At 63.9% G+C, this 11,624-nt stretch carries 11 protein-coding genes; 2 read left to right on the top strand and 9 right to left on the bottom strand.

Features of this window, described 5'->3' with window-relative positions; all coding sequences use genetic code 11:
- Positions 1-66: 66 nt before the first annotated feature.
- The 6 genes from acpP to KSS94_RS07765 all read right to left on the bottom strand — a co-directional run bounded on the left by acpP (position 67) and on the right by KSS94_RS07765 (position 4,134).
- A complete protein-coding gene (gene acpP / locus KSS94_RS07790) occupies positions 67-303 on the bottom strand; it encodes an acyl carrier protein (RefSeq protein ID WP_009685065.1) in 237 nt (78 codons plus the stop codon).
- Between the two features lie 204 nt (positions 304-507).
- The gene (fabG, locus tag KSS94_RS07785; protein ID WP_217842433.1) at positions 508-1,248 is read right to left on the bottom strand and encodes a 3-oxoacyl-ACP reductase FabG; all 741 of its coding nucleotides are present in this window, start codon (positions 1,246-1,248) and stop codon (positions 508-510) included.
- A gap of 16 nt (positions 1,249-1,264) precedes the next feature.
- A complete protein-coding gene (gene fabD / locus KSS94_RS07780; protein WP_217842432.1) occupies positions 1,265-2,203 on the bottom strand; it encodes an ACP S-malonyltransferase in 939 nt (312 codons plus the stop codon).
- Positions 2,204-2,396: 193 nt separating this feature from the next.
- Positions 2,397-3,407 (bottom strand): phosphate acyltransferase PlsX, encoded by a 1,011-nt coding sequence (plsX, locus tag KSS94_RS07775; RefSeq protein ID WP_367617176.1) that lies wholly within the window; start codon positions 3,405-3,407, stop codon positions 2,397-2,399.
- Between the two features lie 3 nt (positions 3,408-3,410).
- Complete coding sequence (rpmF, locus tag KSS94_RS07770; RefSeq protein ID WP_010223221.1) at positions 3,411-3,593, bottom strand: 50S ribosomal protein L32; 183 nt, start codon at positions 3,591-3,593, stop codon at positions 3,411-3,413.
- 13 nt (positions 3,594-3,606) lie between these two features.
- Complete coding sequence (locus KSS94_RS07765) at positions 3,607-4,134, bottom strand: YceD family protein (protein ID WP_217842431.1); 528 nt, start codon at positions 4,132-4,134, stop codon at positions 3,607-3,609.
- A gap of 96 nt (positions 4,135-4,230) precedes the next feature.
- On the opposite strand from KSS94_RS07765, the gene KSS94_RS07760 reads away from it, so the two are divergent.
- The gene (locus KSS94_RS07760; RefSeq protein ID WP_217842430.1) at positions 4,231-4,809 is read left to right on the top strand and encodes a Maf family protein; all 579 of its coding nucleotides are present in this window, start codon (positions 4,231-4,233) and stop codon (positions 4,807-4,809) included.
- A 76-nt stretch (positions 4,810-4,885) separates the two neighbouring features.
- On the opposite strand, the gene sppA is transcribed toward KSS94_RS07760, so the two are convergent.
- From sppA to rluC, 3 genes are all read right to left on the bottom strand, one after another.
- The gene (gene sppA / locus KSS94_RS07755; RefSeq protein WP_217843541.1) at positions 4,886-5,809 is read right to left on the bottom strand and encodes a signal peptide peptidase SppA; all 924 of its coding nucleotides are present in this window, start codon (positions 5,807-5,809) and stop codon (positions 4,886-4,888) included.
- A 115-nt stretch (positions 5,810-5,924) separates the two neighbouring features.
- The gene (locus KSS94_RS07750) at positions 5,925-6,614 is read right to left on the bottom strand and encodes an HAD family hydrolase (protein WP_217842429.1); all 690 of its coding nucleotides are present in this window, start codon (positions 6,612-6,614) and stop codon (positions 5,925-5,927) included.
- Positions 6,611-7,570 (bottom strand): 23S rRNA pseudouridine(955/2504/2580) synthase RluC, encoded by a 960-nt coding sequence (rluC, locus tag KSS94_RS07745; RefSeq protein ID WP_217842428.1) that lies wholly within the window; start codon positions 7,568-7,570, stop codon positions 6,611-6,613. Before rluC ends, KSS94_RS07750 begins: the two co-directional genes overlap by 4 nt.
- A gap of 795 nt (positions 7,571-8,365) precedes the next feature.
- Between rluC and rne the strand changes: the two genes are divergently transcribed.
- Entirely contained in the window at positions 8,366-11,617 is a 3,252-nt protein-coding gene (gene rne, locus KSS94_RS07740; protein WP_217842427.1) for a ribonuclease E, read from the top strand.
- Positions 11,618-11,624: the final 7 nt, after the last annotated feature.

Here is an 11,624-nt window from a genome sequence, read left to right as displayed (position 1 = left end):
AGAAAAAACCGCACGCCGGCAAAGGCAGTGCGGTTTTCCCCGACAAGAAGCGTCGACTGAAACGTCTTAAGCCTGGTGGTTTTTGACGTAGTCGATGGCAGCTTGAACGGTAGTGATCTTCTCGGCTTCTTCGTCAGGGATTTCGGTCTCGAATTCCTCTTCCAGAGCCATCACCAGCTCAACGGTGTCAAGCGAATCGGCACCCAGGTCGTCGACGAAGGACTTCTCAGCAGTCACTTCTTCTTCCTTGACGCCCAGTTGCTCGGCGACGATTTTCTTGACGCGTTCTTCGATGGTGCTCATACCTAGTTTTCACTCCTAATGGACATATGTCAGGCAGCTGGCCGGTGACCAAGTTTATAGGAAGACGCCTGCTTTTCAAGCGGAACACGCCTTCGGCCGGGTCACCTAACCCATTGCCTGGAATCTGGTTGCAGCTTTATAACGGATTTTAGGCTCGCAGTATGACTGTTTTTTGAAGCAATCCGTCACATCGCATTGCGGTTTTTACATGTACATCCCGCCGTTGACCGGCACGGTGGCGCCAGTCACGTAGGCTGCACCGTCGGATGCCAGGAACGAAACCACCTTGGCGATCTCGTCGGCCTGGCCCAGGCGGCCCAGCGGAATCTGGGTCTGCAGGGCTTCACGCTGCGCTTCTGGCAGCTCGCGGGTCATGTCGGTGTCGATGAAGCCCGGGGTCACCGAGTTGACGGTGATGCCACGCGAACCCACCTCACGCGCCAGGGCGCGACTGAAGCCTTCCAGGCCTGCCTTGGCGGCGGCGTAGTTGGCCTGGCCGGCGTTGCCCATGGCACCGACGACCGAACCGATGCTGATGATACGACCCCAACGGGCCTTGGTCATGCCACGCAGCACGCCCTTGGACAGACGGTAGAGGCTGTTCAGGTTGGTGTCGATCACGTCGAACCACTCGTCGTCCTTCATGCGCAGCATGAGGTTGTCGCGGGTGATGCCGGCGTTGTTGACCAGAATGGCCGGTGCGCCGAACTGCTCGCCGATGGCGCCCAGTACTGCGTCGACGGACTCGGCGCTGGTCACGTTCAGCTCCATGCCGGTGCCGGCAATGCCGTGCTCTTTCAGGGTGGCGGCGATGCGCTCGGCGCCGGACGCCGAAGTGGCGGTACCGATCACGATGGCGCCCTGGCGGCCCAGCTCGAGGGCGATGGCTTGGCCGATGCCACGGCTGGCGCCGGTCACCAGTGCAACTTTACCTTGCAGGCTCATGCAAGCGTCTCCAGATTCAGGCCAGCGCCGCGCGGGTGGCGGCGACGGCGTCGGGGGTGTTGAGGTTGTAGGTGGTCACGCCGTCGGCGCAACGCTTGTTCAGGCCAGCCAGGACCTTGCCCGGGCCGCACTCGACCAGGTTGACCGCGCCGCGCGCGGCCAGGGCCTGCACGCACTCGACCCAGCGCACTGGCTGGTACAGCTGCGCCAGCAGGTCCTGCTTGAGGGCGTCGAGGTCGGCGGCGATGGCGGCGCTGACGTTCTGCACCACCGGGATCTGCGGGGCCTTCCAGTCGATGGCGTTGACGAACTCGGCAAAACGCTCGGCCGCAGGCTTCATCAGGGCGCAGTGCGACGGCACGCTGACCGCCAGCGGCAGGGCACGCTTGGCGCCCTTGGCTTTGCACAGCTCCATGGCACGGTCTACCGCAGCCTTGTTGCCGGCGATGACCACCTGGCCCGGGGAGTTGAAGTTGACCGCACTGACCACTTCGTCTTCGGCCGCTTCAGCGCAAATCTCGACCACCACGGCGTCGTCCAGGCCGAGGATGGCAGCCATGGCACCATGGCCGGCCGGCACCGCTTCCTGCATCAACTGGCCACGGCGCTCGACCAGGCGCACGGCGTCCTTGAGGGACAGGCTGCCAGCGGCGACCAACGCGCTGTATTCACCCAGGCTGTGGCCGGAAACGAAGGCCGGCTGCGCGCCGCCCTCTTCCAGCCACAGGCGCCACAGGGCGATCGAGGCAGTGAGGATTGCCGGCTGGGTCTTGTCGGTTTGGTTGAGTTGTTCTTCTGGGCCTTCCTGGACCAGTTTCCACAGGTCGTAGCCCAGGGCCTCGGAAGCTTCCTTGAAGGTCTCGACGATCACCGGCTTTTCGGCGCCGAGTTCGGCGAGCATGCCCAGCGACTGGGAACCTTGGCCGGGAAAGACGAATGCGAGGGATGCAGACATTGAACAAGCCCTTATGATCTTGTCGTCGGATAGGGTGCGCCAGGCCTTGGGCCAGGCGCGCAATCTGAACACTTGGATGGAGACGCAGACCAAGCGGTCACATTTAAGCACTTCGTGGGCGGTATGCCCAAATTCCTGTCAGGGCCCGCCACCCGCAGGAGCCGGCTTGCCGGCGATGAAGCCAGCGCCAGGCTCAAGGCAACAAATCCTCGAGCCGCCCATGCAAGCGCTGCGGCAGGTTCTCCTGGATTTCGATCAACGCACGCTGAATCGCGCTCTGGAACCCCTGCACACCCGCCGAGCCATGGCTCTTGATGACGATACCCTGCAGCCCGAGAAAGCTCGCGCCATTATGCCGCGCCGGCGCAAGGTCGGCCTGCAGCCGCTTGAGCAACGGCATGGCCATCGCCCCTGCCACCCGCGACAAGGCGCCGCCCTTGAACAGCTTTTCTATGCGCGCACCGATCATGGTGGCCAGGCCTTCACTGGACTTGAGCAGGATATTGCCGACGAAACCGTCGCACACCACCACATCCGCCTCGCCACGATACAGCCCGTCACCCTCGACGAAGCCGATGTAATTGAGGCCGCGGGCGTTCTGCAGCAGCGTCGCCGCCAGCTTGACCTGCTGGTTGCCCTTGATGTCTTCGGTGCCGATGTTCAGCAAGGCCACCCGCGGGCGATGAATGCCCAGGGCCTGCGCCGCCACCGAACCCATGACGGCGAACTGGTAGAGGTTTTCGGCGCTGCAGTCGACATTGGCGCCCAAGTCGAGCAACTGGCAGTAGCCGGCCTGGGTCGGAATCGCCGCCACCATGGCCGGGCGATCAATGCCAGGCAGGGTTTTCAGCACGAAGCGCGACAGCGCCATCAGCGCACCGGTATTGCCGGCACTGACGCAGGCCTGGGCCTTGCCATCGCGCACCAGCTCGAGGGCGACGCGCATCGACGAATCGGGCTTGCCGCGCAACGCCTGCGACGGACGCTCGTCCATGCCCACCACCTCGCTGGCCGCAACAATTTGCAGGCGCGCGCGATCCGCAGCTGCAAGGCCACTGACAAGATCTTCAAGGAGGGAGGGTTGACCGACGAGGGTCAGGTGCAGCGAGGGAGTAGCCGAAAGGCAGGCAATGCTAGCCTGGACAATGTTGCGGGGACCGAAGTCCCCGCCCATTGCGTCGATCGCGATGATCTGAGCGGACAAGGATTACTCGTCGGCGCCCTTGTCGATCACTTTGCGACCACGGTATACGCCTTCTGGCGAAACGTGGTGACGCAGGTGTACTTCACCGGTGGTCTTTTCGACCGACAGTGCGTTTTCGGACAGGGCGTCGTGCGAACGGCGCATGTCACGGGCAGAGCGGGATTTTTTGTTCTGCTGAACAGCCATAATTGATTAACTCCTAAACGTTTGGGTCACGCTTTAACTGCGCCAAAACACTGAACGGGTTGGACCGCGATACCTCGTCCTTGCTCGGCTCGGGCTCATCTGCGCCCGCCGGCTGCTGGCATTCTTCCGGATGATGAGCAGGTACGATCGGCAGGGCGAGCAACAGCTCTTCCTCGATCAGCGCCTGCAGATCCAAAGGATCTTCGCCCAGTTCCAGCACGTCATAGCCTTTCGGCAACGACTGGGTATTCGCACCCTCCTTCACCACCGCGTAAGTACATTCGCTGTGGATTGGAAGGGTGACCAGCTCAAGACAACGCTGGCAAACCATCTTGACCTCGACATCCAGCTCGCTGTGAATAACCACAGTGTGCTGTTCGTCTCGTTCAAAATCGAACTTCGCCTGCACCGTACCGACATTGTCGGAAAGCGGGTCGCAGAGTCTTTCCAAATCAGCGAGTTGCAGCGAACCGTTAAGGGTTACGCCACGATCAGCCAATTTGCGCGGGTCAACGTGAGGTGGAATCGGGTCATTCAACATAGGCGCAGCATTCTAGGGATGCACCCCCTCCCTGTCAAAGGGAAATTCGGCGCATCACGCATGTTAGGATTCGGGGTATTCGATCAGGAGTCTACCATGCTTCCCCTGCTACTGGCTTCCAGCTCCCCTTACCGGCGCGAACTGCTCACCCGCCTGCACCTGCCCTTCACCTGGGCAAGCCCCGACCTAGACGAGCGCCGCCTTGAAAACGAGCCCGCCGTCGAGCTGGTACGCCGCCTGGCAAGCGCCAAGGCCCAGGCACTGGCCGCCAGCCACCCGGGCCACCTGATCATCGGCTCCGACCAGGTAGCGGTACTGGGCGAGCAGATTCTCGGCAAGCCGCACACCTTCGAGCGCGCCTGTGAACAATTGCTGGAGAGCTGCGGGCAGCAGGTCACCTTCCTCACCGGCCTTGCACTGCTTAACAGCAGCAGCGGGCGGTGCCAGGTGGATTGCGTGCCGTTTACCGTGACCATGCGCGAGCTGACCCGCGAACAGGTCGAGCGCTATGTGGCCGCCGAGCAACCGCTGGATTGCGCTGGGAGTTTCAAGGCAGAAGGGTTGGGGGTGAGCCTGTTCAAGAGCACCCACGGCTGCGATGCCACCAGCCTGATCGGGCTGCCGCTGATCCGCCTGGTGGACATGCTGCATCAGGAAGGGGTGCAGGTGCCGTAAACGCATCGCGGGTCAAGCCCACCCCCACAATTAGCCGTGGGAGCGGGCTTGACCCGCGATGCATGCAAACACCCAATCAGCGCAGCGCAGGCCCCTGCATGCCCATGTACAGCGCCAGGCGCTCGGCCACGCTGGCACCGATACGTTTGGAGAAGCGGTCGAACGGCGACTCCTGAACGGTGAAGTCCACCAGGTCCTTCTCGCCGACAATCTCCCGCGCCACATAACTGGCACTGCCCAGGCCATCCACCAGGCCCAACTCCTTGGCTTGCTCGCCCGACCAGATCAACCCGCTGAACAGCTCCGGGTGCTCCTTGTCCTTCAAGCGCTCTCCCCGCCCCTGCTTGACCATGGCGATGAACTGCTTGTGGGTGGTGTCCAGCACGCTCTGCCAGAAGGCCGTTTCTTCAGGTTTTTGCGGCGAGAACGGGTCAAGGAAGGCCTTGTGCTCGCCCGAGGTGTAGGCACGACGCTCCACCCCCAGCTTGTCCATGGCGCCAACGAAGCCATAGCCCGCTGCGGTCACACCAATCGACCCCACTAGGCTGGCCTTGTCCGCGTAGATCTCGTCGGCAGCACTGGCGATGTAGTAGGCCCCCGAAGCGCCCAGGTCAGCGATCACCGCGTACAGCTTGATCGCAGGATGCTCTGCGCGCAGGCGGCGGATCTCGTCATACACATAACCCGCCTGCACCGGGCTGCCGCCCGGACTGTTGATGCGCAGCACCACAGCCTTGGTATTCGGGTCCTTGAACGCCTCGCGCAGGCTCTTGACGATATTGTCGGCGCTGGCAGCCTCCTGGTCGGCAATCACCCCGCGCACCTCGACCAGCGCGGTATGGCTGCCGCTGCGCGATGCCGCCTTGTCCATATCCATCAACGGCGTGAACAACGCCAGCATGCCGAACAGGTAGACGAAGGTCAGCAGCTTGAAGAAGATCCCCCAGCGCCGCGAGCGCCGCTGTTCCTGCACGTTGGCAAGCATGGTCTTCTCGAGCATCTTCCAGCTCTTGCGCTCTACCCGCTCGTCTTCTTCACGAATGGCCGCGCGCAGCTCGCGATCTTCACGCTCGATGCGCTGCGCCTCGGTTTCGTTTTCAGGTGCCTTCCACTCGTCAACCATGCTCACCTACCTTGGAAATGAATGCTGCAGGGCCCGCCAGCCACTCGCGCAACTGGGAAAAATGACTGATGCACACCTGCGGGCCGAACTCGGCCAGCGCCTGCAGCGGCATCGCGCCGTAGCCCACTGCCACCGAATGCATGCCGGCATTGCTGGCCATCTGCAAATCGAACGCAGAATCTCCGACCATCAGCGCCCGGCCGGGTTCGACCTGGCAGTGCGCGAGAATCTGTTCGAGCATCAACGGGTGCGGCTTGCCACGGGTCTCGTCGGCGGCGCGGGTAATGTCGAAGTAACCCTCCCAACCATTGGCCTTGAGTACCCGGTCCAGCCCGCGACGGGCCTTGCCGGTGGCCACTGCCAGACGATAACCCTCGCCACGAAAGGCCTCCAGCGACTCCACCACGCCGCCGAACAACGGCGACGGCTGCTGGTCCAGGGCCATGTACACATCGGCGTAGTGCTGGCGGAAGACCTCCACCTGCAGCACATCCAGGTGGGGGTACAGCGTCGAGATCGCCTCACCCAGGGCCAGGCCGATGATGCCCTTGACCGCCTCGTCGCTACTTGGCGCCTCACCGAAGCGCGCAGCGGCCTCGTTCATCGCCTCTACGATGCGGCCGATGGAGTCGGCCAGGGTGCCATCCCAATCGAAGATCAGCAGGTCGTAGCTTTTATTCATGGCTCGGTTGCCAGCCGCTTGATGGTGCCGGCCCACATGTCATCCACCGGCGCCTCCAGCTTGAGCTCGCCGCCATCGGGCAGCGGCACGGTCAGCTGGTAGGCGTGCAGGAACAGGCGCTTGCCACCCAGGTCTCGGATCTCGCGGGTGAAGTCTTCGTCACCATACTTGCTGTCGCCGGCGATCATGTGCCCGGCGTGCAAGGTGTGCACGCGGATCTGGTGGGTGCGGCCAGTGATCGGGCGTGCCTCGACCATAGTGGCGTACTCGCCGAAGCGGCGCAGCACGCGGAACATCGTCAGCGCTTCCTTGCCCTCGTCATTGACCTCGACCATGCGCTCGCCGGAGCGCAGGTTGCTCTTTTGCAGCGGCGCGTTGACCTGCTTCTTGGAGGTCGGCCAATGGCCGCGCACCAGCGCCATGTAGCGTTTGTCCACGCCATCGCCGCGCAGGGCGGCATGCAGGTGGCGCAGCATGCTGCGCTTCTTGGCGATCATCAAAAGGCCGGAAGTGTCACGGTCCAGGCGGTGTACCAGCTCCAGCTCCTTGGCGTCCGGGCGCAGCTGGCGCAGCGCCTCGATCACCCCAAAGCTCAAGCCGCTGCCGCCGTGCACGGCGATGCCGGCCGGCTTGTTCATCACGATCAACGCCTTGTCTTCATAGACAATTGCCGCCTCCAGGCGCTGCAGCAGCCCCTGGGCAACCGGCGCCGGCTCGTCGCGCTCCGGCAAGCGGACCGGCGGCACCCGTACGATGTCGCCGGCCTGCAGCTTGTACTCGGGCTTGATCCGGCCCTTGTTCACCCGCACTTCACCCTTGCGCAGGATGCGGTAGACCAGGGTCTTGGGCACGCCCTTGAGGGCCGTGATGAGGAAATTATCGATGCGCTGGCCGGCAAGCTCAGGCGCGACTTCGATCAGCTGAACGCCGGAAGTCGGAGGGGTATTGGTCGTCATGGCGGGATCATAACAATTTTTTATGGAATTGAAGCAGTTAATCATTACTGCTATAGTCGCGAACGCCGCCAAAAGCGGCAGGCCAGCGGCTATAGGCTCTACGCCGGCCCTGACCTTCGCAATCCCGAGGACGCGAGGCCGTCCTACGGAGCGTTCGCCAGTTTAATGAATGCCTGGAACCGCCACCAGCGCCGTGTAGAGAAGACCGAAAAAAAACGACAAGTGCGGTGTTTCACCTGCTTACCCGCTTCTTTTCGCCGTACCTCTGCCCGCCACCGTCGTCTCCGCGCATTTGGGCGAAGTGCCCCGGAAATACCTGCCTTGGACATGTTATGGCGCCAGCCCGGTACGGGCTGGCGAAAAATGCAACCCGTTGCGGATTCAGCGCGCGGCAGCACCCGAATTTTCAAGGGATACGTGCAGGGTGGAGATGCACAGCCCTCGGACCGTGTGGCACCGCGTCCGGCCAGCGCCCCAGTGAGTGGGCAATGAGCGGACAAGGTCCTCGACAGACGCCCTCGTGGCGTCCACGGACGACAGGTTGATTCCTCCTCCTGACTGAGTGCACCAGGCCCGCTCGGTTGATTCGGATCACGTTCGAAGAACTCGGCAGGCCTTACGGGCACCACGATACAGGACGCGTCGTCGCGACAACGGCAGGCTGGGCAACCGGCTGGTGCCGAACGTCGTCAGACACGGGGGTGGCTCGCCACCCTTTGCGCACCCAGGCACCGACCACGAAAAGTCGTGTGTGCCGAACGCCGTTTCCGGCAGCCCGGAAACCGACGGTACAACATGAAAAGAATGCTGATTAACGCAACTCAACCCGAAGAGTTGCGTGTAGCACTGGTCGACGGCCAGCGCCTCTACGACCTGGACATCGAGTCCGGTGCGCGCGAGCAGAAAAAGGCCAACATCTACAAGGGCAAGATCACCCGTATCGAGCCCAGCCTCGAAGCCGCCTTCGTCGACTTCGGCTCCGACCGCCACGGCTTCCTGCCGCTGAAGGAAATCTCCCGCGAATACTTCAAGAAGGCGCCAGAAGGCCGGGTCAACATCAAGGAAGTGCTGAGCGAAGGCCAGGAAGTCATCGTCCAGGTCGAGAAGGAAGAGCGCGGCAACAAAGGCGCTGCCCTGACCACCTTCATCAGCCTGGCTGGCCGCTACCTGGTGCTGATGCCCAACAACCCGCGTGCCGGCGGCATCTCCCGCCGCATCGAAGGCGAAGAGCGCAACGAGCTGCGTGAAGCACTGAACGGCCTGACCGTTCCGGGCGACATGGGCCTGATCGTGCGCACCGCAGGCCTTGGCCGCAGCAGCGAAGAAATGCAGTGGGACCTCGACTACCTGCTGCAGCTGTGGACCGCCATCAAGGAAGCCTCGCAAGATCGCGTCGCGCCGTTCCTGATCTACCAGGAAAGCAACGTCATCATCCGCGCCATCCGCGACTACCTGCGCCAGGACATCGGCGAGGTGCTGATCGACAGCATCGACGCCCAGGAAGAAGCCCTGACCTTCATCCGCCAGGTGATGCCGCAGTACGCCAGCAAGGTCAAGCTGTACGAAGACAGCGTGCCGCTGTTCAACCGCTTCCAGATCGAAAGCCAGATCGAAACCGCCTTCCAGCGCGTGGTCGACCTGCCATCCGGCGGCTCGATCGTGATCGACCCCACCGAAGCCCTGGTGTCCATCGACATCAACTCGGCGCGCGCCACCAAAGGCAGCGACATCGAGGAAACGGCCCTGCAAACCAACCTCGAAGCCGCTGAAGAGATCGCCCGCCAGCTGCGCTTGCGCGACATCGGCGGCCTGATCGTCATCGACTTCATCGACATGACCCCGGCCAAGAACCAACGCGCTGTCGAAGAGCGCGTGCGTGAATGCCTGGAAGCCGACCGTGCCCGTGTGCAGGTTGGCCGCATCTCGCGCTTCGGCCTGCTGGAAATGTCCCGTCAGCGCCTGCGCCCGTCGCTGGGCGAAAGCAGCGGTATCGTCTGCCCACGCTGCTCGGGCACCGGCATCATCCGTGACGTCGAGTCGCTGTCGCTGGCCATCCTGCGCCTGATCGAGGAAGAAGCCCTGAAGGACCGTACCGCCGAGGTACGCGCCCAGGTGCCGATCCCGGTGGCTGCCTTCCTGCTCAACGAAAAACGCAACTCGATCACCAAGATCGAACTGCGTACCCGTGCGCGCATCATCATCCTGCCGAACGATCACCTGGAAACCCCGCACTTCGAAGTCCAGCGCCTGCGCGACGACAATCCGGAAGTGCTGAACAACCAGTCCAGCTACGAGATCGCCGCAGCCGAAGCCGAAGAAGCGCCGCAGCCGACCGCCACCCGCACCCTGGTTCGCCAGGAAGCTGCGGTGAAGACCGCCCCGGCCCGTGCCAACGCACCGGTGCCGAGCACCGTTGAAGAGCCGCAGCCTGCTGCAGCCGCCGCAGCTGCCCCAGCCGCACCGGAGCCAAGCCTGTTCAAGGGCCTGGTGAAGTCGCTGGTCAGCCTGTTCGCCGGCAAGGAAGAGCCTGCCGCCGCCCCTGCCCCGGCCGAGAAGCCGGCCAGCGAGCGCCCGGCGCGCAACGAAGAACGCCGCAACGGCCGCCAGCAAAGCCGCAACCGCAACGGCCGCCGCGACGAAGAACGCAAGCCGCGCGAAGAACGTGCCGAGCGTGCACCGCGCGAAGAGCGTCAGCCACGCGAAGAGCGTGCCCCTCGCGAAGAACGCGCCCCACGCGAAGAGCGCGCACCGCGCCAGCCGCGTGAAGACCGCCGTGGCAACCGCGAAGAGCGCGTGCGTGAACTGCGCGAGCCGCTGGACACCACCCCGGCCGAACGCGAAGAGCGTCAGCCACGTGAAGAACGTGCTCCACGTGAAGAGCGCGCACCGCGCGAAGAACGTGCACCGCGTGAAGAGCGTGCTCCACGCGAAGAACGCGCACCTCGTGAAGAGCGTACTCCACGCGAAGAGCGCGCACCTCGTGAAGAGCGTGCTCCACGCGAAGAACGTGCGCCTCGTGAAGAACGCGCCCCGCGTGAAGAGCGTCAACCACGCCCCCCACGTGAAGAGCGCCAGCCGCGCCCGGACGAGCAGGTTGCCGAACAGGCCGCCGAGCTGGCCGAGGAGCAACTGCCGAACGAAGAGCTGCTGCAGGACGAGCAGGAAGGCACCGATGGCGAGCGCCCGCGCCGCCGTTCCCGTGGCCAGCGCCGTCGCAGCAACCGTCGTGAGCGCCAGCGCAACGCCAATGGCGAGCTGATCGACGGCGACGAAGAAGCCGGCGACGAGCAGCAGCCACAGCAGCACCAGGCCACTGAGCTGGGTGCCGAGCTGGCCGCCGGTATCGCCGTCACTGCCGCCGTTGCCACCAGCAACATCAGCAGCGAAGCCGAAGCCCAGGCCAACCAGCAAGCCGAACGCGCCAGCGCCGTGGTTGCCGAAGCACCGGTAGAAGCCTCTGTTGAAGCCCCGGTACAAGCACCTGCCGAAGCCGCCCAGCCGGTCGAGCAAGCCGAAGCCGTCGCCATCGCGCCAGTGGTCGAGCAACCCGTCGAAGCCCCGGCCGCCATCGAGCCGAGCATCGAGCCAGTGGTTGAAGTCGCACCACAGCCCGTGGTCGAAGAAGCCGCCATCGAGCAGCCTGCTGCCGTGGTTGAGGTGGTTGCAGAGCCTGTGATCGAGGCCCCGGCCGTCGAAGCAGGTGAAATCGAGCAGGCACCGGTTGCCGTCGCCGCCGAGCCAGTGGTCGAGGCCCCGGCCATCGAGCAGCCTGCTCCGGTCGCTGAAGCCCAGCCGGTCGAAGCCCCTGCCGAAGTGGTCGAAACAGCGGTCGCCGAGCAGGCGCCTGTAGCCGCCGAGCAAGCTCCAGCCGAAGCGGAACCGGCCACCATCATGCTGTCCAACGGCCGTGCGCCGAACGACCCGCGTGAAGTGCGCCGCCGCAAGCGTGAAGCCGAAGCCGCAGCCGCTGCTGCTGCCCAGGCCGCCGCCGAGGCCGCCCCAGCCCTGGAAACTACCGAAGACGAGCACAAGCCTCATCACGGTTGATCCCGCT

Origin of the sequence: Pseudomonas fakonensis (assembly GCF_019139895.1) — a bacterium.
Lineage (GTDB): Bacteria > Pseudomonadota > Gammaproteobacteria > Pseudomonadales > Pseudomonadaceae > Aquipseudomonas > Aquipseudomonas fakonensis.
Note: the sequence above shows the minus strand (reverse complement) of the source record. Positions and strands in the feature narration are given on the sequence as shown.

Bases quoted from the DNA above. Each gene is read 5' to 3' on its own strand.
- rpmF (WP_010223221.1), bottom strand. From the start codon at position 3,593: ATGGCTGTTCAGCAGAACAAAAAATCCCGCTCTGCCCGTGACATGCGC.
- acpP (WP_009685065.1), bottom strand. From the start codon at position 303: ATGAGCACCATCGAAGAACGCGTCAAGAAAATCGTCGCCGAGCAACTG.
- KSS94_RS07750 (WP_217842429.1), bottom strand. From the start codon at position 6,614: ATGAATAAAAGCTACGACCTGCTGATCTTCGATTGGGATGGCACCCTG.
- KSS94_RS07765 (WP_217842431.1), bottom strand. From the start codon at position 4,134: ATGTTGAATGACCCGATTCCACCTCACGTTGACCCGCGCAAATTGGCT.
- fabD (WP_217842432.1), bottom strand. From the start codon at position 2,203: ATGTCTGCATCCCTCGCATTCGTCTTTCCCGGCCAAGGTTCCCAGTCG.
- sppA (WP_217843541.1), bottom strand. From the start codon at position 5,809: ATGCTCGAGAAGACCATGCTTGCCAACGTGCAGGAACAGCGGCGCTCG.
- rne (WP_217842427.1), top strand. From the start codon at position 8,366: ATGAAAAGAATGCTGATTAACGCAACTCAACCCGAAGAGTTGCGTGTA.
- rluC (WP_217842428.1), bottom strand. From the start codon at position 7,570: ATGACGACCAATACCCCTCCGACTTCCGGCGTTCAGCTGATCGAAGTC.
- KSS94_RS07760 (WP_217842430.1), top strand. From the start codon at position 4,231: ATGCTTCCCCTGCTACTGGCTTCCAGCTCCCCTTACCGGCGCGAACTG.
- fabG (WP_217842433.1), bottom strand. From the start codon at position 1,248: ATGAGCCTGCAAGGTAAAGTTGCACTGGTGACCGGCGCCAGCCGTGGC.